Annotated in this window: 27 protein-coding genes; 15 read left to right on the top strand and 12 right to left on the bottom strand. The window is 64.0% G+C overall.

Annotated features, from left to right (window positions below):
- Position 1: 1 nt before the first annotated feature.
- Positions 2–1,021, top strand: a complete 1,020-nt coding sequence (locus G6N73_RS20610) for an esterase-like activity of phytase family protein (RefSeq protein ID WP_165031004.1) — start codon at positions 2–4, stop codon at positions 1,019–1,021.
- On the opposite strand, the gene G6N73_RS20605 is transcribed toward G6N73_RS20610, so the two are convergent.
- The gene (locus tag G6N73_RS20605; RefSeq protein ID WP_206078985.1) at positions 1,002–1,415 is read right to left on the bottom strand and encodes a winged helix-turn-helix transcriptional regulator; all 414 of its coding nucleotides are present in this window, start codon (positions 1,413–1,415) and stop codon (positions 1,002–1,004) included. The genes G6N73_RS20610 and G6N73_RS20605 overlap by 20 nt on opposite strands.
- 150 nt (positions 1,416–1,565) lie before the next feature.
- Here G6N73_RS20605 and G6N73_RS20600 point away from each other — a divergent pair, with 150 nt between their 5' ends.
- Positions 1,566–1,991: a hypothetical protein gene (locus G6N73_RS20600; RefSeq protein WP_165031000.1), complete on the top strand. Its 426-nt coding sequence runs from the start codon at positions 1,566–1,568 to the stop codon at positions 1,989–1,991.
- 12 nt (positions 1,992–2,003) lie between these two features.
- Here the strand turns inward: G6N73_RS20600 and G6N73_RS20595 are convergent, their stop codons facing one another.
- The 3 genes from G6N73_RS20595 to rpmB form a co-directional block, all read right to left on the bottom strand.
- Positions 2,004–2,678: a spermidine synthase gene (locus G6N73_RS20595; protein ID WP_165030998.1), complete on the bottom strand. Its 675-nt coding sequence runs from the start codon at positions 2,676–2,678 to the stop codon at positions 2,004–2,006.
- 8 nt (positions 2,679–2,686) lie between these two features.
- The gene (locus G6N73_RS20590; protein ID WP_165030997.1) at positions 2,687–3,364 is read right to left on the bottom strand and encodes a queuosine precursor transporter; all 678 of its coding nucleotides are present in this window, start codon (positions 3,362–3,364) and stop codon (positions 2,687–2,689) included.
- A 131-nt stretch (positions 3,365–3,495) separates the two neighbouring features.
- Entirely contained in the window at positions 3,496–3,792 is a 297-nt protein-coding gene (rpmB, locus tag G6N73_RS20585; protein WP_165030995.1) for a 50S ribosomal protein L28, read from the bottom strand.
- Positions 3,793–4,054: 262 nt separating this feature from the next.
- Here rpmB and G6N73_RS20580 point away from each other — a divergent pair, with 262 nt between their 5' ends.
- The 3 genes from G6N73_RS20580 to G6N73_RS20570 are packed head-to-tail and all read left to right on the top strand — an operon-like array spanning position 4,055 to position 6,423.
- The gene (locus G6N73_RS20580) at positions 4,055–4,837 is read left to right on the top strand and encodes a DUF3108 domain-containing protein (protein WP_165030993.1); all 783 of its coding nucleotides are present in this window, start codon (positions 4,055–4,057) and stop codon (positions 4,835–4,837) included.
- A 30-nt stretch (positions 4,838–4,867) separates the two neighbouring features.
- Positions 4,868–5,761, top strand: coding sequence for an aromatic amino acid exporter YddG (gene yddG / locus G6N73_RS20575; RefSeq protein WP_165030991.1), 894 nt, complete (start codon positions 4,868–4,870; stop codon positions 5,759–5,761).
- Positions 5,758–6,423 carry a lysoplasmalogenase family protein gene (locus tag G6N73_RS20570; protein ID WP_165030989.1) on the top strand — a complete coding sequence of 222 codons (666 nt, stop codon included), beginning with the start codon at positions 5,758–5,760 and terminating at the stop codon, positions 6,421–6,423. The genes yddG and G6N73_RS20570 overlap by 4 nt, the downstream gene beginning before the upstream one ends.
- Positions 6,424–6,481: 58 nt before the next feature.
- Here G6N73_RS20570 and G6N73_RS20565 read toward each other — a convergent pair whose 3' ends face one another.
- Together G6N73_RS20565 and gloB are read right to left on the bottom strand one after the other, a co-directional pair.
- Positions 6,482–6,937, bottom strand: a complete 456-nt coding sequence (locus tag G6N73_RS20565) for a cupin domain-containing protein (protein WP_165030987.1) — start codon at positions 6,935–6,937, stop codon at positions 6,482–6,484.
- The gene (gene gloB / locus G6N73_RS20560) at positions 6,937–7,704 is read right to left on the bottom strand and encodes a hydroxyacylglutathione hydrolase (protein ID WP_165030985.1); all 768 of its coding nucleotides are present in this window, start codon (positions 7,702–7,704) and stop codon (positions 6,937–6,939) included. The genes G6N73_RS20565 and gloB overlap by 1 nt, the downstream gene beginning before the upstream one ends.
- Positions 7,705–7,807: 103 nt before the next feature.
- Between gloB and G6N73_RS20555 the strand changes: the two genes are divergently transcribed.
- The 4 genes from G6N73_RS20555 to G6N73_RS20540 all read left to right on the top strand — a co-directional run bounded on the left by G6N73_RS20555 (position 7,808) and on the right by G6N73_RS20540 (position 10,056).
- Positions 7,808–8,557, top strand: a complete 750-nt coding sequence (locus G6N73_RS20555; protein ID WP_165030983.1) for a class I SAM-dependent methyltransferase — start codon at positions 7,808–7,810, stop codon at positions 8,555–8,557.
- 54 nt (positions 8,558–8,611) lie between these two features.
- Complete coding sequence (locus G6N73_RS20550) at positions 8,612–9,409, top strand: DUF1194 domain-containing protein (protein WP_165030981.1); 798 nt, start codon at positions 8,612–8,614, stop codon at positions 9,407–9,409.
- A gap of 94 nt (positions 9,410–9,503) precedes the next feature.
- Positions 9,504–9,767: a type II toxin-antitoxin system ParD family antitoxin gene (locus G6N73_RS20545; protein WP_165030979.1), complete on the top strand. Its 264-nt coding sequence runs from the start codon at positions 9,504–9,506 to the stop codon at positions 9,765–9,767.
- The gene (locus tag G6N73_RS20540) at positions 9,757–10,056 is read left to right on the top strand and encodes a type II toxin-antitoxin system RelE/ParE family toxin (protein ID WP_165030977.1); all 300 of its coding nucleotides are present in this window, start codon (positions 9,757–9,759) and stop codon (positions 10,054–10,056) included. Before G6N73_RS20545 ends, G6N73_RS20540 begins: the two co-directional genes overlap by 11 nt.
- Positions 10,057–10,079: 23 nt before the next feature.
- On the opposite strand, the gene metW is transcribed toward G6N73_RS20540, so the two are convergent.
- Positions 10,080–10,694, bottom strand: coding sequence for a methionine biosynthesis protein MetW (gene metW, locus G6N73_RS20535; RefSeq protein WP_165030975.1), 615 nt, complete (start codon positions 10,692–10,694; stop codon positions 10,080–10,082).
- Positions 10,691–11,875 (bottom strand): homoserine O-acetyltransferase MetX, encoded by a 1,185-nt coding sequence (gene metX, locus G6N73_RS20530; protein ID WP_165031062.1) that lies wholly within the window; start codon positions 11,873–11,875, stop codon positions 10,691–10,693. The genes metW and metX overlap by 4 nt, the downstream gene beginning before the upstream one ends.
- 190 nt (positions 11,876–12,065) lie before the next feature.
- Here metX and hisC point away from each other — a divergent pair, with 190 nt between their 5' ends.
- Both hisC and G6N73_RS20520 read left to right on the top strand, forming a co-directional pair.
- Entirely contained in the window at positions 12,066–13,178 is a 1,113-nt protein-coding gene (gene hisC / locus G6N73_RS20525; protein WP_165030973.1) for a histidinol-phosphate transaminase, read from the top strand.
- Positions 13,179–13,182: 4 nt separating this feature from the next.
- Positions 13,183–14,136, top strand: coding sequence for a prephenate/arogenate dehydrogenase family protein (locus G6N73_RS20520; RefSeq protein WP_206078984.1), 954 nt, complete (start codon positions 13,183–13,185; stop codon positions 14,134–14,136).
- 25 nt (positions 14,137–14,161) lie between these two features.
- On the opposite strand, the gene G6N73_RS20515 is transcribed toward G6N73_RS20520, so the two are convergent.
- Genes G6N73_RS20515 through G6N73_RS20505 form a run of 3 tightly spaced genes read right to left on the bottom strand, consistent with a single transcriptional unit; the run spans position 14,162 to position 15,975 of the window.
- Positions 14,162–14,800: a glutathione S-transferase family protein gene (locus G6N73_RS20515; protein ID WP_165030969.1), complete on the bottom strand. Its 639-nt coding sequence runs from the start codon at positions 14,798–14,800 to the stop codon at positions 14,162–14,164.
- A gap of 5 nt (positions 14,801–14,805) precedes the next feature.
- Positions 14,806–15,348, bottom strand: a complete 543-nt coding sequence (hpt, locus tag G6N73_RS20510; RefSeq protein ID WP_165030967.1) for a hypoxanthine phosphoribosyltransferase — start codon at positions 15,346–15,348, stop codon at positions 14,806–14,808.
- A 9-nt stretch (positions 15,349–15,357) separates the two neighbouring features.
- On the bottom strand, positions 15,358–15,975 hold the full coding sequence (locus tag G6N73_RS20505; RefSeq protein ID WP_165030965.1) for a hypothetical protein: 618 nt from the start codon (positions 15,973–15,975) through the stop codon (positions 15,358–15,360).
- A gap of 186 nt (positions 15,976–16,161) precedes the next feature.
- Between G6N73_RS20505 and ftsE the strand changes: the two genes are divergently transcribed.
- From ftsE to G6N73_RS20485, 4 genes are all read left to right on the top strand, one after another.
- Complete coding sequence (ftsE, locus tag G6N73_RS20500; protein WP_008835049.1) at positions 16,162–16,821, top strand: cell division ATP-binding protein FtsE; 660 nt, start codon at positions 16,162–16,164, stop codon at positions 16,819–16,821.
- A complete protein-coding gene (locus tag G6N73_RS20495; RefSeq protein WP_165030963.1) occupies positions 16,814–17,803 on the top strand; it encodes a cell division protein FtsX in 990 nt (329 codons plus the stop codon). The genes ftsE and G6N73_RS20495 overlap by 8 nt, the downstream gene beginning before the upstream one ends.
- Positions 17,804–17,872: 69 nt before the next feature.
- Entirely contained in the window at positions 17,873–18,604 is a 732-nt protein-coding gene (locus G6N73_RS20490; RefSeq protein WP_165030961.1) for a YdcF family protein, read from the top strand.
- A gap of 65 nt (positions 18,605–18,669) precedes the next feature.
- On the top strand, positions 18,670–19,473 hold the full coding sequence (locus G6N73_RS20485) for a lysophospholipid acyltransferase family protein (RefSeq protein ID WP_165030959.1): 804 nt from the start codon (positions 18,670–18,672) through the stop codon (positions 19,471–19,473).
- Position 19,474: 1 nt separating this feature from the next.
- Here G6N73_RS20485 and G6N73_RS20480 read toward each other — a convergent pair whose 3' ends face one another.
- Positions 19,475–20,536, bottom strand: a complete 1,062-nt coding sequence (locus G6N73_RS20480; protein WP_165030957.1) for an endonuclease/exonuclease/phosphatase family protein — start codon at positions 20,534–20,536, stop codon at positions 19,475–19,477.
- Positions 20,537–20,586: the final 50 nt, after the last annotated feature.

Genomic DNA, 20,586 nt, shown 5'->3' with positions numbered 1-20,586 from the left:
CATGAGCTTGGTTGATGCAAAGGCATGGCTTGCGAAGACTGTTTTCGCACTAGCGCTTGTAGCATCCGCCCCGTCCAACACCCAGCCCGCGCCGGTCGATCAGATCGAAATCTCTGCCCGTCCGATCACGCAATTCGACATCGGGCAAGAGGACAAAAGATTCGGGCCTCTCGAGTTCGTCGGTGGCCTGGAGCTCACGTCCTGCTCGCGCGATCTCGGGGCGCTTTCAGCATTCCGTTTCCTCACGCCCGGCTTGGATTTCATCGGCGTCGCCGACACGGGCTTCTGGTTCTTCGGAACCATCGTACGCGACGCGGAACAGCGCCCCGAGGGCCTAAAGAATTTCCGCCTGGAGCAGATGATCGACGAGAACGGAATGACCTCCGACCGGAAGTGGCTCGTCGACGCCGAAGGGCTGGCGGTCAAGGACGGCGTCGCGACGGTGGGCTTCGAGCGCAATCATCGCGTCGCGCAGTTCAGGGTCGACCCGGGGGGCATGAAAGCAGCCTTCCGCGAACTGGATTTTCAGGTGCCGGTCAATGAACTTCGCAAGAATCGCGGATTCGAGACCGTCGCGCATTCCCATCCGCAGGGGCAGCACGAGGGCGGGCTGATCATCGTTTCGGAGAAGAGCCTGGACAGACAAGGCAACATCTTCGCTGCGATCATCGAAGGCCCGAACCAGGGCGTTTTCACGGTAAAGCGCAACGGCAAATTCGACATCACCGACGGCGCCTTCCTGCCTGACGGCGACCTGCTGCTGCTGGAGCGCAGCTACACGATGGCCGAGGGCGTGAAGATGCGACTGCGCCGCATCTACGGCGAGTCGATCGCCAGAGGCGCGGTCGCGGACGGGCCGGTGCTGCTCGAAGCCGACATGGGCTACCAGATCGACAATATGGAAGGGCTCGACGTCTGGCGGCGCGCCGACGGCGCGTTGGTCGTGTCGCTGATCTCCGACGACAACCACTCCATCCTGCAGCGCAATCTCTATCTGGAGTTCATCCTGCACGAGGATTGAGCGCGGCGCCCTCTGAGCCGGGCTCCGGATAAAACTGCCTGGCCGTTCCTTCGGCGAACCAGCCCGGCAGCGACCAGCGGTCTGGAATATGCTCCCGCGCCCAGATCGCCAACTGCTGGAGGACCGGCAGGAAATCCGCTCCCCGCTGGGTCAAGTGATATTCGAAGCGTTCCGGGTTGTGCTGATATGCGCGCTTCGTGATCAGCCCGTACCCCTCCAGCCGCGCGAGCCGGTCGGCCAGGATGTTGGTCGAAATTTTCTCGGCGACGCCAGCGAGTTCGTTATAGCGGTGGCGGCCGGCAAAGATCGTTCGCAGCACCACAAGGCTCCATTTGTCGCCCACGAGATCGAGCGCCGAGGCGACGGGACAAGGCGACCGGAACTGCGGATACACCAAGGCTCTCTCCTCTCAACTTTCATATTGCAAGTGACCTTGATATATGGTTTCGTACTGTGACTTGCAAAATAAAAGTCACTGCTGCTGGCATATTTTTCCGGGGTGGCGGAAGCCGGCGGGGTACTGTCGTGTTCACGGAGGAAAAAAATGAAACGCTACGTTTTGCCGGTGTTGGCCTATCTCGTGCCTACCTTTGCGCTGGGTTTCGTCTGGCACCTGATCCTCTTCGAGGGCTACTACAAGGCGCTGCAGATCTATCGCGAGGACATCATCGTGCCCTTCGGCTTGGTCTCGATGCTGATCCAGGCGGTGATCTTCGCCTACATCTTCGACCGCGCGTTCGCCGGAAGCGGCGACGGCTGGCTGGCGCGCGGGCTGCGTTATGCCGCGCTCGGCGCCGCTCTTTCCTGGAGCTTCACAACCATCGCCGTCGCGGCCAAGAACGTAATGACTTCCGTTCCGGACTATCTCGTCATCGAGACGGCGTTCACCGTCGTGCAGTGGCTTATTGTCGGTCCGCTGACCGCCCTCGCTTTCGAAACGGTGCGGGGGACGAGGCCGGCACTGCCATAGCCGGACCTACCGTTATCGCACCGTGTTGATCGCGAGCCAGATCACATGCCGGGCGCCGCGCTTGCCGTTGGCGCGTGTCCTGATCTCCTCGACGGAGAATCCCACGTCCCGCAGCCGCCGGGTGAAGCCGGCGTCCGGCCCGGAGGACCATACCGCCACCACGCCTCCCGGCCGCAGGGCGGTGCGCGCTGCGCTCAGACCAGCCCTATCGTAGAGCGCGTCATTGGCCTTGCGAGAAAGTCCTTCGGGGCCATTGTCGACGTCGAGCAGGATCGCGTCGTAGCGCGCCTCGGCGGATCGTATCAAGTCTCCCACATCGGTCTCGCGGATCGTCACGCGTGGATCATCGAGGCTGCCGCCGAATATCTCGGCCATCGGGCCGCGCGCCCAGGCCACGACCGCGGGCGCGAGTTCAGCGACGGTGACGCGAGCCTCGTCATCGAGTTCGGCGAGGGCGGCGCGCAGCGTAAAGCCCATGCCCAGCCCGCCGATCAGAACATGCGGCTCCTTGCGGCCGCGGATCCTGTCGCAGGAAAGTTTTGCCAGCGCCTCTTCGGAGCCGCTCAGCCGGCTGTTCATCAGCTCGTTCGTGCCGAGCATGATCGAGAATTCAGCACCGCGCCGCTTGAGGCGGAGCTCTCCTCCATCGGGGATTTTCGCGGAATCGAGCTGGACCCAGGGAATCATGGATGCTCTTAAGCTATCGCCGGCTGGCTCCAGCGCGCCGCGATCAGCCGATAGGGGATCAGCGCGAAGACGGCGATCAGGAGCTTCACGACGAGATCGCCCAGCGCCCATGACATCCAGCGCGCCGTCTCGGCGGGCAGCACGCCCAGCAGCGGCGCGGCCTCCAGCGCGAATGCATCGTCAGGGCCAACGAAAGCGAAGGCGCTGGAGAATGCGACGGTGAAGAACATTGCAGTATCGAGTACCGATCCGGCGAGCGAGCCGATGACCGGCGCGCGCCACCAGCTCTGCAGGCGCAGCCGGTTGAAGACGGTGATGTCGAGAAGCTGCGCCAACAGGAAGGCCGAGCCGGATGCGATGGCGATGCGCGCCAGCCGGTCGGCCGCAGTGTCGAAGCCGATCAGCCCGTAGCGGAACATCAGCGGCGGAATGAGGATCGAGCAGACGACCGCCACCATGAAGCCGGCGAACACCACCCGGCGCGCCATTTCGGGGCCGTAGCGGCGGTTGGCGAGGTCGGTGACCAGGAAAGCGAACGGATAGGCGAAGGCGCCCCAGGTCAGGAGGTCGGCGAGCGACAATGCGCCGATCTGTCCCGCGACGGGGAACTGGACCAGGATGTTCGATGCCACGACGACAAGCGCCATGACGGCCACGAAGGGCAAATATGCGGAAGAGAATTTCATTTTTTTAACCTGGGTGATGGAACCAGGGAGCGGTCTTGAAAGACGGCGCTCCGGGAGGCGGAACTTGGCCAATTCGACTATGCCGAAGCCGGCCAAGGTCCGGGCGGTTGTCCCCCGCCCGAAACTGCGAGTTAGGCGGCTGCCTGTTCGGCGGCCTTCTTGGCGATCTGCTTCTTCAACAGGCGCGCGCGCTGCGAAAGCTCGGCGACGTCGGCCTTGGCCAGGAAGGCGTCGAGGCCGCCGCGATGTTCGACGGTGCGCAGCGCGTTGGCCGAAATGCGCAGGCGCACATTCTGGTTCAGCGCCTCGGAGATCAGCGTCACGTTGAGGAGATTGGGCAGGAAGCGGCGACGCGTCTTGTTGTTGGCGTGGCTCACATTGTTGCCGGACATAACGGCCTTGCCGGTCAGTTCACAAGCGCGGGACATTTCGGTTACCTTCAGGTCTCGAACGGCCATTGATCGTAGCGCACCAGGAAGGGTGGCGCGCAACCTCATCAAGCGGCCTCATGGAAAAGTTGGCGTTCCATAGTGGCATTTCGGCGAGGCGTCAAGCCGCAAGCGCGCCGCAGCCGAGCCAGGGCGGCGGCCAACGGCATTCACACTAATGCCGGAATTTCTCGCTTGAACCAAGAGGACAGGGAAAATTCGCGGGCGGCTATCCTGACCGCTCCAACAAGGGCGTCGCGCAATGGCGGGATTTATCCAGGCGTTTCTCGTCGCGCTGGTGGTGACCGTGCCCGCGGCACGGAAGGAAGGGCCGCAATCCTTCAGCGCCGATTACTCCGTGACGTTTCTCGGCATTCCGGTCGCCCATTCGACCTTCAACAGCACCTTCAAGGGCAATTCCTTTTCAGTAAAGGGCGCGGCTTCGGTCGCCGGGCTGGCGCAGCTTTTCGACGACACGCAAGGCTCGGTTTCGGCGGCAGGGCGCTTCGCCGGCGACAGGACGCAGCCGACCGCGTTTCGTGTCGACTACACCGAGGGCAGGAAGTCCAAGATGACCGCGATCCGCTTCAAGGGCGGCTCCGTAACCAGGACCGAAAACGTGCCGCCACTGAAAAAGCGCGGCAAGGACTGGGTGCCGCTCGGCAACGCGCATTTGCGGGCCGTCACCGATCCGCTCTCGGCGACGCTGGTCCGCGCCGACAGCATTTCCGAGGTCTGCGGGCGGACGATCAAGATCTATGACGGCGAATTGCGCTTCGACCTGACGCTCAGCCACCAATCGACCGGCACGATGGCGATTGCTGGCTGGGAGGGGGAAACGGTCACCTGCAACGTCCGCTTCGAGCCGGTCGCCGGCTACCGTAAGGGCCGCGAGGCGCTGGACTATCTGAAAAACCGCAGCCGCATGACGATCACGTTTGCGCCACTCGGCACGACCGGGGTATATGGCCCCGTCCGCGCCACGGTCGGCACGCAGATCGGCCCGATCACCGTCCAGGCGCGAAGGTTCGAAGCCACGAATTAGCGCGGATGCCGCGCGCCAGGGATGTGAAGCATGGGGCGCGCCACGCTGATCGGCTTTTCGGCAGTCGCAATGTGGGCGTCGCTGGCGCTCTTTACCGATGCTTCCGGCGCGGTGCCGCCGTTTCTGCTCTCTGCCATCACATTCGCGATCGGCACGCTGGTCGGGCTCGTCGCACGGCTGTTCATGCCGGCTCCGGCGCGGCGTGGAAAAATCCCGCCGCAGGTCTGGATCATCGGCATTGGCGGCCTGTTCGGCTACCACTTCTTCTACTTCACCGCGCTCCGCAACGCGCCGGCGGTCGAGGCCAGCCTGATCGCCTATCTGTGGCCGCTGCTGATCGTGCTCGGCTCGGCGCTGATGCCGGGCGAGCGGCTGCGCTGGAACCACATAGCAGGCGCAATGCTCGGCCTTGCCGGCACCTTCCTGATCGTCACCAAAGGCGGAGGGCTGGCCTTCGAGAGCCGCTATCTGTTCGGCTACGCGATGGCCGGCGCATGCGCCTTCCTGTGGTCCGGCTATTCGCTTTTGTCGCGCCGCTTCGCCGCCGTCCCGACCAGCATCGTCACATGGTTCTGCGCCGCGACGTCGGCCCTGTCGCTGGTCTGCCATCTGGCGCTGGAGGAAACCGTGCTGCCGTCGGGCGCCTCGCAATGGTTGGCGGTGCTCGGCCTCGGCCTGATGCCGGTGGGCGCGGCCTTCTACGCCTGGGATTACGGCGTCAAGCGCGGCAATATCCAGGTTCTTGGCGCAGCCAGCTACGCGGCGCCGCTGCTCTCGACGCTGGTGCTGATCGTGGCCGGCTTCGCTGAGCCGACGCTCAACATCATCGCCGCCTGCGTGCTGATCACATCGGGCGCGGTGCTGGCGGCGAAGTCGCTGCTGTTCGGCAAGGGCTCGGCGGCAGGCCGGCGAGCCGAGGCATGATGCCGTTTGCCGGCGGCATAGAGGCGACGGCCAATGCCACGCTGCTCTTCTCGCTGGCCGCCGCCGTCGTTTACGGGCTGATCCTGAACACACGCGAGACGCTGCTGCGCTCGGCCGTCAAGACGCTTGCCGTTGCGCTGTTGGCGGCGCTTGCCTTCACTCAGGCAGGGCCGCTCCTGCTGGTCGCCGCGCTGGCGCTCAGCGCCCTTGGCGACGCGTTCCTGTCGCGCGACGGCGACAAGGCTTTCCTCGGCGGCCTCGCCAGCTTTCTCGCGGCGCATCTCGCCTATATCGCGCTGTTTTTCCTGGCGGGCGGAGGATGGGAATTCCTCGCCGAACCTTGGCGGGTGGTCTTGGCCGTCGCCATGGCCGCCTTCGCGGCGGGGATGCTGGTCATGCTGTGGCGGCGCGTCGCGCCGGATTTGCGCCTGCCGGTCGCCGCCTATGCCGCGGCGATCCTGGGCATGGGCGTTTCGGCGCTGACGCTGGACAATGTCTGGATCATTGTGGGCGCGGTGCTGTTCATGGCTTCCGACGGACTGCTCGCCGCCGAAAAATTCCTGATCGCCGCCATCTCCCGGCACCGCGAGTGGATGCGCCATGCCGTCTGGGCGCTATACTACGCCGCGCAACTCATGATCACGCTCGGGTTTTTGCTTTAGAGCATCGTGCCGAAAAGTGGATGCCGGTTTTCGGCAAAAACGATGCGAAAACAAAAAGCTAGAGCGAGATGCCCGATTCCGAAATCGGGCGGCTTGCTCTAGGCTCCCAGCCCGGCTCCGCCAGTTCGAACTGCGCAAATTCGAAGCCGGGTGCGACGGTGCAGCCGACCAGCGTCCAGTCGCCAAGGCTCTTCGCCGTCTGCCACCAGCCAGCCGGCACGACATGCTGCGGCCGCTCGCCGGCGAGAATATCCGGTCCGAGGCGGTGGCTCGAAACGCCTCGGCCTTCCTCGTGAACCCTCAGCTCGATCGGCGCGCCGGCGTAAAAGTGCCAGACCTCGGCAGCGTCCTTCACCCGGTGCCAGGCCGAAACATCGCCATTCTCGAGCAGGAAGTAGATCGCCGTCGAATGGCCGCGGCCGGGACCGTCGCGAAAAGTCTCGGCATACCAGCCGCCCTCCGGGTGCCGCTTCATGCCGAGCGTCGTGATGATCTCGGCCGCCGACATTGCCATCAGAAGACGTCCTTGCGCTTGCGGATTTCGGCGAAGACCTCCTCGTCCGAGGCCGTTTCCATCCCGAGATTGCGGCGGATCGCCGGATCGTGCCAGCGCAGGAACGGGTTGGTCGCCAGTTCCTCGCCGATCGTCGTGGGCAGCGTCGGCTTGCCTTCGAGGCGCAGCCGGTCGATTTTCGCGGCGCGTTCCCGCAGCGCCGAATTGGTCGGATCGACGGAGAGCGCGAAGCGGGCATTGGCCTGCGTGTATTCGTGGCCGCAATAGACCGTCGTTTCGGGCGGCAGGGCGGCGAGTTTCTTCAGCGATTGCAGCATCACCGGCGCTTTCGCCTCGAAAAGCCTGCCGCAGCCGAGCGCAAACAGCGTGTCGGCGGTGAACGCCACTTTCGATTTGGGAAACCAGTAGGAGACGTGGCCGGCGGTGTGGCCGGGCGTGGCGATGACGCGGATCTCCTCGCCGCTGAACGGAATGACCGAACCGTCCTCGACCGTGTCGTCGATGCCGGGAATTTTCGCGGCTTCCGCCTCCGGGCCGACGATGCGCAAGCCGAACCGCTGCTTCAGCGCCAGGTTGGCCTCGACATGGTCGCCATGATGGTGCGTCGTAAGGATCATCGTCGGCGTCCAGCCGGTGCGTTCGACCGCGGCCAGGATCGGCTGCTCCTGCGGCGCATCGATCAGCGCCGTCTCGCCGCTCGTCTCATCATGCACGAGCACGCCGAAATTGTCGCTCCGGCACATGAACTGGTCGATCTGCAACGGCATTCTCGCCTCCATTTTTGCAGGGACGATAGGGCGCTCGCAGGCCGGTGTCACCCCTGTCGCGGCGTTTGTTGAACTCTGCCGACATCGCGGATACCGTCGCGCCATGAATTCGGACATCGTCGATCTGCGCTCCTTCTACGCCACCACGCTCGGCCGCATCGCCGAGCGGTCGATCGCGATGGCGCTTGCCTCGATATGGGCCAGCCTTCCGGACGAGCGCCTGGTCGGGCTCGGCTACACGCTGCCGTGGCTTGACCGCTTCGGCGCCGATGCCGAGCGGGTCTTCGCCTTCATGCCGGCAACGCAGGGCGCCGTCGTCTGGCCTGTCAACGGGCCTTCGGCGACGGCGCTGGTCTTCGACGAGGAACTGCCGCTGGTCGATTCCTCCATCGACCGCGTGCTGCTCGTCCATTCGCTCGAACATGCCGAAAACCCGCGCGAGACGCTGAAGGAGATCTGGCGCGTGCTGGCGCCGGCCGGCCGCGTCGTTATCGTGGCGCCAAACCGTCGCGGCATCTGGGCGCGCTTCGAGCACACGCCTTTCGGCACCGGCCGGCCTTTCTCGCGCGCCCAGCTCAACGCGCTGCTGCGCGAGGCGAATTTCACCCCGTCGGCATGGTCAGAGGCGCTGCTCTTCCCGCCTTCGAAACGGCACTGGATGCTGCGCTTCCACAGCCTCCTCGAACGCACCGGCCGGCGCTGCTGGCCGATCTTTTCGGGCGTTGTCGTGGTCGAGGCGCAGAAGCGGTTGTATCAAGGCCTGCCCGTCGCCAAGCGCGCCTCGCGCCGCGTCTTCGTGCCTGTGCTTACGCCGCAGGGTGCCCAGACCGCCAGGGTGCCGCCGGCGCTCTGATGAGCTCTGGCCGGGCCTGTGCACGGCGGCCGGCACGCACTATCGTTCCCGGCCATGAAAGCGGCACTGACCCTGCTTCTCTGGCTCGCCTGCCAATGGCCCGCGCCGGCCCGCGCCGACGCCGTTGCGGTTGATCTCGAACTGGCGCTGGCCGTGGACGTGTCGGAATCGATGGACCCGGAAGAGTTCGCGATCCAGCGCGCCGGCTACGCGGCGGCGCTTCGCCATCCCGGCTTCATCCGGGCCGTGCTCTCCGGTCCGAACGGTCGCATCGCGCTCAGCTATTTCGAATGGGCGGGGACCGTCCGCCGGCGATCCATCGTGCCCTGGCAGGTGATCGACGGCGCCGACAGCGCGCGGGCCTTCGCCGAGCGGCTCGAAAGCCTGCCGGCCGAAGTGTTCAGGGGCACGTCGATCTCCGCAGCCCTGGATTTCGGCGCATCGTCGATCGAGACGAACGGCTTCGACGGCGCGCGCCGCGTCATCGACATTTCGGGCGACGGCCCCAACAATTTCGGCGACCCGGTAATGCAGGCACGGGACGCAGCGCTCAGCCGCGGCATCGTGGTGAACGGCCTGCCGATCCTGATCCGGCCGTCGCCGATCTTCCCGGCGATGGATCGCTTTTACGCCGAATGCGTCACAGGTGGTCCAGGCTCCTTCGTGCTGCCGATCCGCTCGGCATCGGAATTCGCGACGGCCATCCGGCGAAAGCTCATCCTGGAAGTAAGCGGCGCCTCGCCCGATCCGCAGATCGTTCCGGCGCAGGCAAACGCGCCGGTCGACTGCCTGATCGGCGAGCGAACGAGGCAGCGGCTATCGGATCGGTTTTATCCGGAGCTTGATCGGTAACCTGCTTTGGTTCGCAAACGCGATCCATCCAGACAGGTAAAGCTTGGCGTTGATATCATAAAATGATACATTTGCCGCGATGGAGGTAGACGAAATGCCATCGAGCTACACGATTGGTCAACATTATGAGGGACTGGTGCGCCAACTGGTCGAGAGCGGTCGCTACGCGTCAGCCAGCGAGGTTCTGCGCGATGGATTGCGGTTGATCGAAGAGCGGGAGCAACAACGGCAGGCCAAGCTTGAGGCGCTGAGAGACGCCGTTCGCGAGGGGCTCGAGAGTGGCGAGCCAGAACCGTTCGATCTGACCAGCTTCCTGACCGAAGCACGTGCTATAAAAAACGGGAAACATGGCGCATAGGATTCGCCTCAGGCCGCGTGCCCGGGCGGATATGCTCGATATCTGGAAGTATGTCGCCGCTGAGAACGAACGAGCGGCCGAAAAAATTATCGCTCGGATAAACGATGTCTTTCTGTTGCTGGCATCTGAGCCGGAAGCTGGCCGACGTCGCAGTGAATTGTCGGAAGGATTGCGAAGTTTTCCGGCTGGAAGCTATGTCGTCTTTTATGAAGTGCGAGAAAAAACAGTCGACATCGTCCGTGTGGTGAGCGGCTATCGCGATATTACCGGCGATCTGATGAACGAGTAGCCGCTCTATGCGCGGTGAGACATCTATCTTCTCAACAGAAACACCGCCTGCTGGCCGAAGAAGTTCCAGAACCACCACGGCATGTTGAAGCCGATCTTCTGGCCGTTGGCGTCGAGCGCCGTCGCCTTCTCCACTTTGGCGCCGACCTCGTCGCATAAAGCGACAAAATCGCGGATGGTGCAGAAATGGATGTTGGGCGTGTCGTACCAACTATAGGGCAGGTCCCTGGTCACCGGCATGCGGCCGAAGAAGAACAGCGAAAACCGCACGCGCCAGTGGCCGAAATTCGGGAAGGAGACGATGGCGCGCTCGCCGATCCGCAGCAATTCGTCGAGCACCAGCTTCGGGTTGCGCGTCGCTTGCAGCGTCTGCGACAGGATGACGAAGTCAAAACCCTTGTCGGGGTAGAAGACGAGATCGCGGTCGGCGTCGCCCTGGATCACCGACAGGCCGCGCGAGACGCATTCATTGACGCCGCGCTGCGACAGCTCCACGCCGCGCCCGTCGACCTGCTTGTCGTTCTGCAGGAGCTCGAGCAGCAGCCCGTCGCCGCTGCCGACGTCGAGCACCTTTGCGCGCGGCGCGATGAAATCGGCGACGACCTGCAGATCGACGCGGTGGGCGACATTGACGCTCACGGCTGGTCCAGCCCCCGCGCGCGGGCCGCCGATTGCAGAAAGCCGCGGATCGCCGCGAAGAGCTCCGGCTCGTCGAGCAGGAAGGCGTCATGGCCGCGGTCGGTCTCGATCTCGACGAAGGAGACCGACGCGCCGGCGGCGTTCAGCGCATGCACGATCGCCCGGCTTTCTTCGGTCGGAAACAGCCAGTCGCTGGTGAAGGAAACGAGGCAGAATCGCGTCTTGGTGCCGGTGAAGGCGTCAGCCAGCCGCCCGCCATGATCGGCGGCAAGGTCGAAATAATCCATCGCCCGCGTCATGTAGAGATAAGAATTGGCGTCGAAGCGGTCGACGAAGCTCATGCCCTGATGGCGCAGATAGCTCTCGATCTGGAAATCTGCGTCGAAGCCGAAGGTAAGCGCCTCGCGATCCTGCAGATTGCGGCCGAATTTCCGGTGCAGCGCCGATTCCGACAGATAGGTGATGTGGGCGGCCATGCGCGCGACGGCGAGACCTTTTTCGGGCCGCCTGCCGGTCTCGAAATATTTGCCGCCATGCCAGTCCGGATCGGCCATCACCGCTTGCCGGCCGACCTCGTGGAAGGCGATGTTCTGCGAGGAATGGCGCGCGCCGGTGGCGATCGGCAGCGCCGAGAACACGCGCTCGGGATAGCTCGCCGCCCATTCCAGAACCTGCATGCCGCCCATCGAGCCGCCGACCACGGAAAACAGGCGGTCGATGCCGAAATGGTCGACCAGCATGACCTGCGCCCGCACCATGTCGCGGATAGTGATGACGGGGAGATCAAGGCCGTATGGCTTGCCGGTGGCCGGATTGGTCGAGGCCGGGCCGGTGGAGCCGAGGCAGCCGCCAACGACGTTGGAGCAGATGACGAAGAAGCGGTTGGTATCGATGATCTTGCCGGGACCGATCAGCACATCCCACCAGCCGGGCTTGCCGGTCACCGGATTGCGGTTGGCGACGTGCTGGTCGCCGGTCAGCGCGTGACAGATCAGGATCGCGTTGGAGCGCGCCTCGTTGAGTTCGCCATAGGTCTGGTAGGCGATCTGGAAGGGCGACAGCACGGTGCCGGCATCGAGCCGCAGCGGCTTGTCCAGGCCGAAGCGCACGACGGGGCTCGACGGGTCGTTGGCCTCGTTTGCCCACGCCGCCTTAGCAGTCTTTGCCGCTGTTGTTGTCATCGCCATGCCGGCGCGCCGCGCTCCTGAAATTCGAGCCGTAGCTAGGGAGTGAGGGCCGGGCCTGTCAATGGTTTCTTGGCGTTGGCTCCACCGGCTGTCCCGCGCGGCCTCGACATTGCGGCATCCGGCCTGTATTTCCGTCCCGCCCCGAAATCCTGTTCGGGCCAAATTCCAACCGGACCTTTTCGCCATGACGCAGCCGATCGACAAAAGCCGCCCGCAGCCCAAGCCAGGCGTCATGGACATCGCCGCCTATGTGCCGGGCAAGAGCGCTGCGCCCGCCGGCGTTACCAAGGTCCATAAGCTGTCGTCGAACGAAAATCCGCTCGGTGCCTCGCCGGCTGCGATCGAGGCGGCGCGCGAGACGGCCGGCCGGCTCGAATTCTATCCGGACGGCTCCGCCACCAAACTGCGCGAGGCGATCGCCGAGGCGCATGGGCTGAACCCGGCGAACATCGTCTGCTCCAACGGGTCGGACGAGATCATCGGCCTGCTTGCCCAGAGCTACCTCCAGCCCGGCGACGAGGGCGTGTTCACCGAGCACGGCTTCCTGGTCTACCGCATCTACATCCAGGCCGCGGGCGCGGTGCCGGTGGTCGCGAAGGAGACCAACGAGACCGCCGATGTCGATGCAATCCTGGCTGCGGCGACACCGAAGACCAAGATCGTCTTCCTCGCCAATCCCAACAATCCGACCGGCACCTACATCCCGTTCGAGGAGGTGCGGCGGCTGCATGCCGGCCTGCCGAAGCATGTGCTCCTGGTGCTCGACGCGGCCTATGCCGAATATGTCCGCCGCAACGACTATGAATCCGGCATCGAGCTGGTCTCGTCGTCGCAAAACGTGGTGATGACCCGCACGTTTTCGAAGATCCACGGCCTCGGCGGCGTGCGCGTCGGCTGGGCCTATGCGCCGGCCCATGTCGTCGATGCGCTGAACCGTATGCGCGGGCCGTTCAACGTCAACGCCGTGGCGATCGAGGCGGGCGCAGCAGCAATGCGCGACCGCGCCCATGTCGAGCGCACCGTCGCGCATAATGAAAAGTGGCTTGGCTGGCTCAGCGAGGAATTGCCGAAACTCGGCCTGCGCGTCACGCCCAGCGTCGGCAATTTTATTCTCATCCACTTCCCGGCGGATGAGAAGCATTCAGCGGCGGCCGCAGACGATTATCTGACAGCGCGTGGCTATATTCTGCGCCGGGTCGCGGCCTATGGTCTGCCCGATGCGCTGCGCATGACCGTCGGCACCGAAGAGGCCAATCGCGGCGTGGTCGCCGCTCTCGCCGAATTTCTGAAAAGTTAGTCGAATGTCGGAACCAATGTTTGATAAGATCGCCCTGGTGGGCATCGGCCTGATCGGCTCGTCGCTGGCGCGGGTGATCCGCCGCGAGAAACTGGCCGGCCATATCGCCATCTCGACGCGCAGCGCCGCCACGCTCGAGCGGGCGGAGGAACTCGGCCTGGGCGACAGCTACTCGACCGACGCCGCGGAAGCGGTGAAGGAAGCGGACCTCGTCATCATCTCCGTGCCGGTCGGCTCGTCCGGCGAGGTCGCCGCGCAGATCGCGCCGGCGCTGAAAGCCGGCGCCATCGTCACCGATGTCGGCTCGACCAAGCGTTCGGTGATTTCACAGATCGAGCCGCATATGCCGGGCAACGTGCATTTCATTCCCGGCCATCCGCTGGCCGGCACCGAAAAATCCGGGCCCGACGCCGGCTTCGCCGACCTGTTCGAGAACCGCTGGTGCATCTTCACGCCGCTGCCGGGCACCGACGCCGCCGCGCTCGAAAAACTGTCCGAGTTCTGGCGGCGCTGCGGCTCCAACATCGACACCATGGACCCCGAGCACCACGACATGGTGCTGGCCATCGTCTCGCACCTGCCGCACATCATCGCCTACAACATCGTCGGCACCGCCGACGACCTCGAGGCCGTCACCAAGACCGAGGTCATCAAATACTCGGCGTCCGGCTTCCGCGACTTCACCCGCCTTGCCGCCTCCGATCCGACGATGTGGCGCGACGTCTGCCTGCACAACAAGGACGCGATCCTCGAAATGCTGGCGCGGTTTTCGGAGGATCTTGCCTCTCTGCAGCGAGCCATACGCTGGGGCGACGGCGAAAAGCTGTTCGACATGTTCACCCGCACCCGCGCCGTGCGCCGCTCGATCATCGAGGCCGGACAGGATATCGACGTTCCCGATTTCGGCCGCCAGGCGATCGAGCATCCGGATGCGCTCGCGGCCCAGCCGAAATCGTGAGCTTTGCGCGCACTGGAGGCGGCCTTCAATCGTCCGGCAATCCCGGGTCGGTTTCGGTCAGCGATTTCCTGTTCTTGAAAGCTTTCCACCAGACGCCGAGCTTCGGGTAATCGCCGAGTGCCGCGGCTCCCTCTTTCGCAGCCGTGAAATAGGCGGTCATCGCGCCGAGATGCAGGTCCGCCAGGCTCAACCTGTCGCCGACCAGGAAATTGCTGCCGCCGATGAGCGGTTCCAGCGCGGCCAGAACCTTGCGCGAGCGCGCCAGGCCTTCGGCGGTCACCGCCTCGTCCGGCGTCCTGCGCCGGGCATTGAAGACGCGCTGCGAAAACACCTGCCGCACCATCGGCCAGTAGCCATAGGAATCGGCGATGGCAATGATCTGGTTCATCCGCGCCCTTTCGCGCGGCGTTTCGGGCTGCAGCCTCGGGCCTTCAAACGCTTCGTCGATGTATCGCGTGATCGCCGTGGTCTCGTAGAGCACGAAGCCGTCATGGTCGAGCGTCGGCACGCGCCCGAACGGGTTGAGGGCGCGATAGTCCGGCGGGATCTCGTCGGCGAACGGGTCGACTTCGACATGGCTCCAAGCGACACCCTTTTCCAGCATCGTCATGCGTGCGATGCGCAGATAGACGCTGTAGCTGTAGCCGTGGAGCGTGACCGCCATGCCGCTCAGGCGTCGCCCTTGACCACGCCGACGAAGGGCAGTTCGCGAAAGGCGTGGGCGACGTCCATGCCGTAGCCGACGACGAAATAGTCCGGGCAGTCGAAGCCGACATAGTCGGCGTTGAGCGTCGTCTGGCGGCGCATGCGCTTGTCGAGCAGCACGGCTAGGGCGCAGCTCTTGGCGCCGCGCGACAGCATCAGGTCGCGGGTGAAGGACAGCGTCTTGCCGGATTCGAGAATATCGTCGATCAGGAGCACGTCGCGGCCCTTGACCTCGTTATCGATGTCGCGCAGCACCCGGACCTCGCCGGTGGTCGTGCCCGCCCCATAGCTGGAGATGAAGATGAACTCTACCTCTGGCGACAAGCCGACATCGTGCATTGCGCGGATCAGGTCGGCGGCGAAGATGAACGAGCCCTTCAGCACCGAGATGACCAGAAGGTCGGTGTAGTCGTGGGCGGCGATCTCCTTGGCGAGCTCGAGATTGCGCCTGGCGATTGTCGAGGCGGAAAACAGCACTTCGATTTCTTTGCCGCGAACGATTGGCATGATCAGTTCCTACTCGCCGAATGTGACCGAAACGGTCTTCACCCCGCTTTTAGGCACGTCGAGCCTGCTCGAAAAGGCAAAACGTTCGCCGGGCTCCATTTGGCGTGCGTATGCCCCCAATTTGTAGCGGGTCACGCGGCCGTCATTTGCCGCGACGCGGATTTCGAGCGGCGGCAGAGCCGCGGCCGCTTCACCGTCATTGGCGGCATGGCCATCGACATGCAGGAAGCTTTTTGCGCCAGCGGTCTGGATGCGCGACGAAATGCCCGAAATCGTCAGCGCGGCGGCAGGCTGCGGCAAGGCATGGTGGATCAGGGCGTGACCGCCGGAGACCCAGAAGGCAGCGGCGACGGCGGCCATGCCGAAAGTCCAGAATATCGGGCCGCCGCGCACCGGACCCCTGGCAAGATCGTCGCCGGCCCGGCGCAGCATCGCCATACCGCCTGTCGACGTGGGAACGGCGGGAAATCTGGAGCGGTCGGGGTCTCGTTCGGGCGGCGAGACGATCTCGTAATCGGCGTCGACGATGTCGTCGAGCGCCGCAACGGCGCCCGACGGCAGGGCATGCGCGTCCCTGCCGGTCATGATTTCGCCGGAAACCGGGCGTGCGGTGCGTTGGTCTGCCATGGATGCCGGCCAGCCTTCAATCGTCCCCCGATGCGGAGGTAAACGGAATTGGTTAACGCTTCGCTGCCGCCGGGCGGATATGGGGCCAAAACCGCAGAAAATTAACCGCCGGTTAACCATGCGGACCGATGGTCGATCGAGACAGGCAGCCGTATTCGGCGCCCCAAAACATCCAGGGTTCATGAGTTGATTCGCTTCGAGAATGTCGGCCTGCGTTACGGAATGGGTCCGGAGATTCTCCGCGACATCTCCTTCCACATCCCGCAGCGCTCGTTCCAGTTTCTGAGCGGACCTTCGGGGGCCGGCAAGACGACGCTGCTCAGGCTTCTGTTTCTGTCGCTCAAACCCACGCGCGGCCTGATCAATGTCTTCGGCAAGGACCGCTCGCGCATCACCAGGCATGAACTGCCTATGCTGCGCCGGCGCATCGGCGTGGTGTTCCAGGATTTCCGGCTGCTCGACCACATGACCACCTACGAGAATGTCGCGCTGCCGCTGCGCGTGCGCGGGCGCGAGGAGGCGAGCTACCGCACCGACGTCATCGAGCTGCTGAAATGGGTCGGCCTAGGCGAACGCATGCACGTGCTGCCGCCCGTGCTTTCGGGCGGTGAGAAGCAGCGTGCGGCTATCGCCCGGGCGCTGATCGAGCAACCGGAGATCCTGCTTGCCGACGAGCCGACGGGCAATGTCGACCCGCCGCTGGCGCGTCGACTGCTGCGGCTGTTCATCGAACTCAACCGGCTCGGCACGGCCGTGGTGATCGCCACCCACGACCTCGGCCTGATGGAACAGGTCGATGCGCGCCGCATGATCCTGTCCGGCGGGAGGCTCGACATCTATGACTGAACTGGCCGAGCAGCATGACGGGCATGGCATGGACGAGACGCGGCCGGCCAATGAGCGCGCCCAGCGCAAGATGGCGCCGATCGTGCCGTCGCAGAACATCGCCGGACGGGCGCTGATCTCCGTCATCGCCATCATGACCTTCCTGTCCTGCCTGACGCTTGGCGCGGTCACGCTGGTGCGCGACACCGCGTCGGTGTGGGAAAACCAGATCGCGCGCGAGGCGACGATCCAGATAAAGCCCTCGGAAGGGTTCGACATGGAGGCCGCACTCGCCGCCGCCCAGCGCATCGCCAGCGAGTTCGCCGGCGTGCGCGAGGCCCGCATCGTCGACCGCGAGGCGACCGCGCGGCTGCTCGAACCGTGGCTCGGCGCCGGGCTGAACATTGACGAACTGCCGGTGCCGCGGCTGGTTATCGTCACCATAGACGAGGACAGCCCGCCCGACTTCGCGTCCATGCGGGCCATGCTGGCCGCGGAAGTCCCGAGCGCCATGCTCGACGACCACCGCACCTGGGTTGACCGGCTGGTCGCCATGGCGCGAACCACGGTCACGCTCGGCGTGGCGGTGCTGGTGCTGATGCTCTCGGCCACCGTGCTGTCGGTGGTGTTCGCCACGCGCGGCGCCATGGCCGGCAATGGCCACATCATCGAGGTGCTGCATTTCGTCGGCGCGGAGGCGCGCTTCATCGCCAGCGAATTCCGCCACCACTTCCTGCTCACCGGCATGAAGGGCGCGGCTGTCGGGGGCCTGGCGGCCGTCGTGGTGTTCATCGTGTTTTCCTGGTGGTCGTCCATGAACCTCGCCACGCCCGAGGCCGACCAGGCGACGGCGCTGTTCGGCAATTTCGCCATAGGCGTCACCGGCTATGCCGGCGTGGCGCTGGTGGTGGCGGTGGTCGGCGCGCTGACGGCCGCGACTTCGCATTTCACGGTCGTGACCTATTTAAGCGACATAGATGTCGGCCGTCCGGATGGAGGCTGACCGTGTGCAGAACCGGTGCACGACGCGCGATGGCGCTGGTCAAGACGGCGATTCGGAGTTAACCATCATATGGTGAACGGGCCGAACTCGACCGATGCGACCGCAGCCGCCGGAAACGGCGGCACGGGACGTCATGGCCCAAAAAAGCTCCGCCTCGTTTCTTTCCTTCGCATTGCCGCATTTTCACTCACGGGGGCGGCTTTTCTGTTCGCCGCAGGCTTCGGCCTGTTCGCCAGCCATATAGGCGGCATGGAAACACCCAAGGACCTGCCCAGGGCCGATGCAATCATCGTCCTGACCGGTGGACAAGCGCGGATCGACGCCGGCGTCGATCTTTTGAAATCGGGGAAGGGCGAGAGGCTCCTGATCAGCGGCGTGAATCCGGTCGCCAACCGCGATGCTTTGCGTGCGGCGACCGGCGCGGACAAGACGCTGTTCTCCTGCTGCGTCGACATCGACCACGCCGCGCTGGACACGATCGGCAACGCCGAAGAGAGCGCCAAGTGGGTGCGCAGCCACCATTATGGCAGCGTCATCCTTGTGACGAACAACTACCATATGCCGCGAAGCCTTCTGGAAATGGGCCGGTATATCGGCGACGCCGAGCTGCAGCCTTATCCGGTCGTGAATACCAGGCTGGACAACGGCGGCTGGGTTACCAAGCCGGATGCGCTGCGGGTGCTGTTCACCGAATACAACAAATACCTTTTTTCGCTGGCGCGCGGCGTCGTCCCGGTGCGCACGAGCAGCGAAGACATCGCCACCGCGAACGCCTCGTCAGCAGGCTTTGCTCCTCGCTGAGCCGCATTTTCCTTTTTCCGGCACTTGGTGTAACCAGCGGACGCATCCCTCGATCAGGCTCTTTCATGCTGCAAATCCGCTCGCTGGCTTTCAACATTGCCTTCTATCTCAGCCTGATCCTCCAGATGATCTTCTGGACGCCCTATTACTTCCTGTCACCGCGCAACCGCGCCTGGTACGTGCCGAAATTCTGGGCGAAGTCGAGCCTCTGGCTGCAGGAGAAGATCGCCGGCACGAAGAGCGAGATCGCCGGCCTCGAAAACCTGCCGGCGGGCTCGTATATACTGGCCCCAAAACACCAGTCGTTCTGGGACACGATCGCCTTCCTGCCGCACATCCCCGATGCGCTCTACATACTGAAGCGGGAACTGACCTGGATCCCCTTCTTCGGCTGGTACATCATGAAGATGCGGATGATCCCGGTCGACCGCGGCAACCGCTCGAAAGCGCTGAAGGCGGTGATCGCCGCGACCAGGGCGGAACTGGCGCGCAACAGCCGCCAGCTCATCATCTATCCGGAAGGCACGCGCCGCGCGCCGGGCGACGAGCCGGCCTACAAATGGGGCATCGTCGAACTCTACGCGCAACTCGATATTCCCGTGGTGCCGGTGGCGCATGTCGCCGGCCTCTATTGGCCGCGCCGCAAGTTCCTGCGCTATCCCGGCACGATCAAGGCGCGGTTTTTGCCGCCGATCCCGCCCGGCCTCGAAAAGGAAGAGTTCATGCGGCGGCTGGTGTCCGAGACGGAAGCCGCCTGCGACCAGTTTCTGATCGAGGCCGCCCGCTCGCCAAACCCGCCGCCCATGCCGCCGACGGCGGTGAGGCGGCTGAGGGAATTGGGAGTCAGTGAGCGGTCAACCGCAGCCTGACTTACGTGTCGTCTTCGACGATCGCTCTCGCCTCTGCCTTGATCGGCTTGTACTTGAACGTGGCGCAGATGATCCCGTGGTCGTTGGTGCCGGTTTCCTTGTGATTATCGAAGTTCAGATGATCGTTGTTGACGGTCATTCCGTCGAAGATCCAGATGCGTTTTCTGCTGTTGTCGTAAAATTCTTCGCTGACCAGAATGTGGTCGAGCGACTCCATGATGTCCTGGTGGATGTGCGTGTAGTATACGTCCCTCGTGTTGCGGTACTCCTGCAGGGTCTGGGCGGTGTAGAGGCTGGTGTCGCCGCCGCCCACCGAGTCGCCGACCAGATATTTCGGCTGTTCCGTCAGTATGTTGGCCGTGTTGCTGTGTTGGCCGTCATTGATGTCCCCGAGCACGATCACCGGTGTACCGGTGCCTTTCATCTGTTCGGAAAGCATGAAACGCAGCGCCGCCGCTTCCGCGGTTCTTCGAATGGTCGAGATCGCCGAACCCAGGCCAGTCGCGTGCTTCTTGTAGGTGGCTTCGTCGGCCCTGAACCAACTCTCGCGGAATACTTTCGTCGGCGCCTTCGATTTGAAATGGCAGACATAGACATGCACGTGATCGTGCGCTTCACGCGGCTTGACCGTAAAATGGAGCACGGGCCGCGAAAAGCTGTCGATGTCGACGCTGATCTCCGGAGTCTGCGGATCGTCTCCCGAGCTTTGCAGCACGAATTTGTCCGGGAAATTGACGATCCAATCGGGTTCGCTGCTCATCAATCCCTTGCGCACGATTGCGGCGCAGACGATGCGCTCCCCGATCGCGTCCGGCGGCGCAACCACGTCGTATTCGCCGGCGAGGCCAGAAGCCTCCACTGCCCGGCTGATCGATGCCGCGTGCCACAATTCCTGGAACCCGAATATGTCGGGCCGAAGCATGCGAATTACGCGCATGGTCCAATCGATCTTCAGGTCGTATTCGGCCTGTGACCAGCCATTCCTGTCCGTATAGACAGGCATGTTCGGTTCGTTGAGATTGAAAAGATTGAAGGTTCCGACGGTCAGCCGCCTCAGGTTCATGTTCTTCCCCACTTGCGACTTGGCAACTATATTCGAAGTTTGTGACAGGC

It is taken from the genome of Allomesorhizobium camelthorni (assembly GCF_011045125.1).
Classification (GTDB): domain Bacteria; phylum Pseudomonadota; class Alphaproteobacteria; order Rhizobiales; family Rhizobiaceae; genus Allomesorhizobium; species Allomesorhizobium camelthorni.
The sequence above is the reverse complement of the archived record's forward strand: the minus strand, read 5'-3'. Positions and strand labels throughout refer to the sequence as shown.

Excerpts from the sequence above, each read along its gene's own strand:
- G6N73_RS20610 (WP_165031004.1), top strand. The coding sequence starts at position 2 with ATGAGCTTGGTTGATGCAAAGGCATGGCTTGCGAAGACTGTTTTCGCA.
- G6N73_RS20600 (WP_165031000.1), top strand. The coding sequence starts at position 1,566 with ATGAAACGCTACGTTTTGCCGGTGTTGGCCTATCTCGTGCCTACCTTT.
- G6N73_RS20595 (WP_165030998.1), bottom strand. The coding sequence starts at position 2,678 with ATGATTCCCTGGGTCCAGCTCGATTCCGCGAAAATCCCCGATGGAGGA.
- G6N73_RS20590 (WP_165030997.1), bottom strand. The coding sequence starts at position 3,364 with ATGAAATTCTCTTCCGCATATTTGCCCTTCGTGGCCGTCATGGCGCTT.
- rpmB (WP_165030995.1), bottom strand. The coding sequence starts at position 3,792 with ATGTCCCGCGCTTGTGAACTGACCGGCAAGGCCGTTATGTCCGGCAAC.
- G6N73_RS20580 (WP_165030993.1), top strand. The coding sequence starts at position 4,055 with ATGGCGGGATTTATCCAGGCGTTTCTCGTCGCGCTGGTGGTGACCGTG.
- yddG (WP_165030991.1), top strand. The coding sequence starts at position 4,868 with ATGGGGCGCGCCACGCTGATCGGCTTTTCGGCAGTCGCAATGTGGGCG.
- G6N73_RS20570 (WP_165030989.1), top strand. The coding sequence starts at position 5,758 with ATGATGCCGTTTGCCGGCGGCATAGAGGCGACGGCCAATGCCACGCTG.
- G6N73_RS20565 (WP_165030987.1), bottom strand. The coding sequence starts at position 6,937 with ATGGCAATGTCGGCGGCCGAGATCATCACGACGCTCGGCATGAAGCGG.
- gloB (WP_165030985.1), bottom strand. The coding sequence starts at position 7,704 with ATGCCGTTGCAGATCGACCAGTTCATGTGCCGGAGCGACAATTTCGGC.
- G6N73_RS20555 (WP_165030983.1), top strand. The coding sequence starts at position 7,808 with ATGAATTCGGACATCGTCGATCTGCGCTCCTTCTACGCCACCACGCTC.
- G6N73_RS20550 (WP_165030981.1), top strand. The coding sequence starts at position 8,612 with ATGAAAGCGGCACTGACCCTGCTTCTCTGGCTCGCCTGCCAATGGCCC.
- G6N73_RS20545 (WP_165030979.1), top strand. The coding sequence starts at position 9,504 with ATGCCATCGAGCTACACGATTGGTCAACATTATGAGGGACTGGTGCGC.
- G6N73_RS20540 (WP_165030977.1), top strand. The coding sequence starts at position 9,757 with ATGGCGCATAGGATTCGCCTCAGGCCGCGTGCCCGGGCGGATATGCTC.
- metX (WP_165031062.1), bottom strand. The coding sequence starts at position 11,875 with ATGACAACAACAGCGGCAAAGACTGCTAAGGCGGCGTGGGCAAACGAG.
- hisC (WP_165030973.1), top strand. The coding sequence starts at position 12,066 with ATGACGCAGCCGATCGACAAAAGCCGCCCGCAGCCCAAGCCAGGCGTC.
- G6N73_RS20520 (WP_206078984.1), top strand. The coding sequence starts at position 13,183 with ATGTCGGAACCAATGTTTGATAAGATCGCCCTGGTGGGCATCGGCCTG.
- G6N73_RS20515 (WP_165030969.1), bottom strand. The coding sequence starts at position 14,800 with ATGGCGGTCACGCTCCACGGCTACAGCTACAGCGTCTATCTGCGCATC.
- hpt (WP_165030967.1), bottom strand. The coding sequence starts at position 15,348 with ATGCCAATCGTTCGCGGCAAAGAAATCGAAGTGCTGTTTTCCGCCTCG.
- G6N73_RS20505 (WP_165030965.1), bottom strand. The coding sequence starts at position 15,975 with ATGGCAGACCAACGCACCGCACGCCCGGTTTCCGGCGAAATCATGACC.
- G6N73_RS20495 (WP_165030963.1), top strand. The coding sequence starts at position 16,814 with ATGACTGAACTGGCCGAGCAGCATGACGGGCATGGCATGGACGAGACG.
- G6N73_RS20490 (WP_165030961.1), top strand. The coding sequence starts at position 17,873 with ATGGTGAACGGGCCGAACTCGACCGATGCGACCGCAGCCGCCGGAAAC.
- G6N73_RS20485 (WP_165030959.1), top strand. The coding sequence starts at position 18,670 with ATGCTGCAAATCCGCTCGCTGGCTTTCAACATTGCCTTCTATCTCAGC.
- G6N73_RS20480 (WP_165030957.1), bottom strand. The coding sequence starts at position 20,536 with ATGAACCTGAGGCGGCTGACCGTCGGAACCTTCAATCTTTTCAATCTC.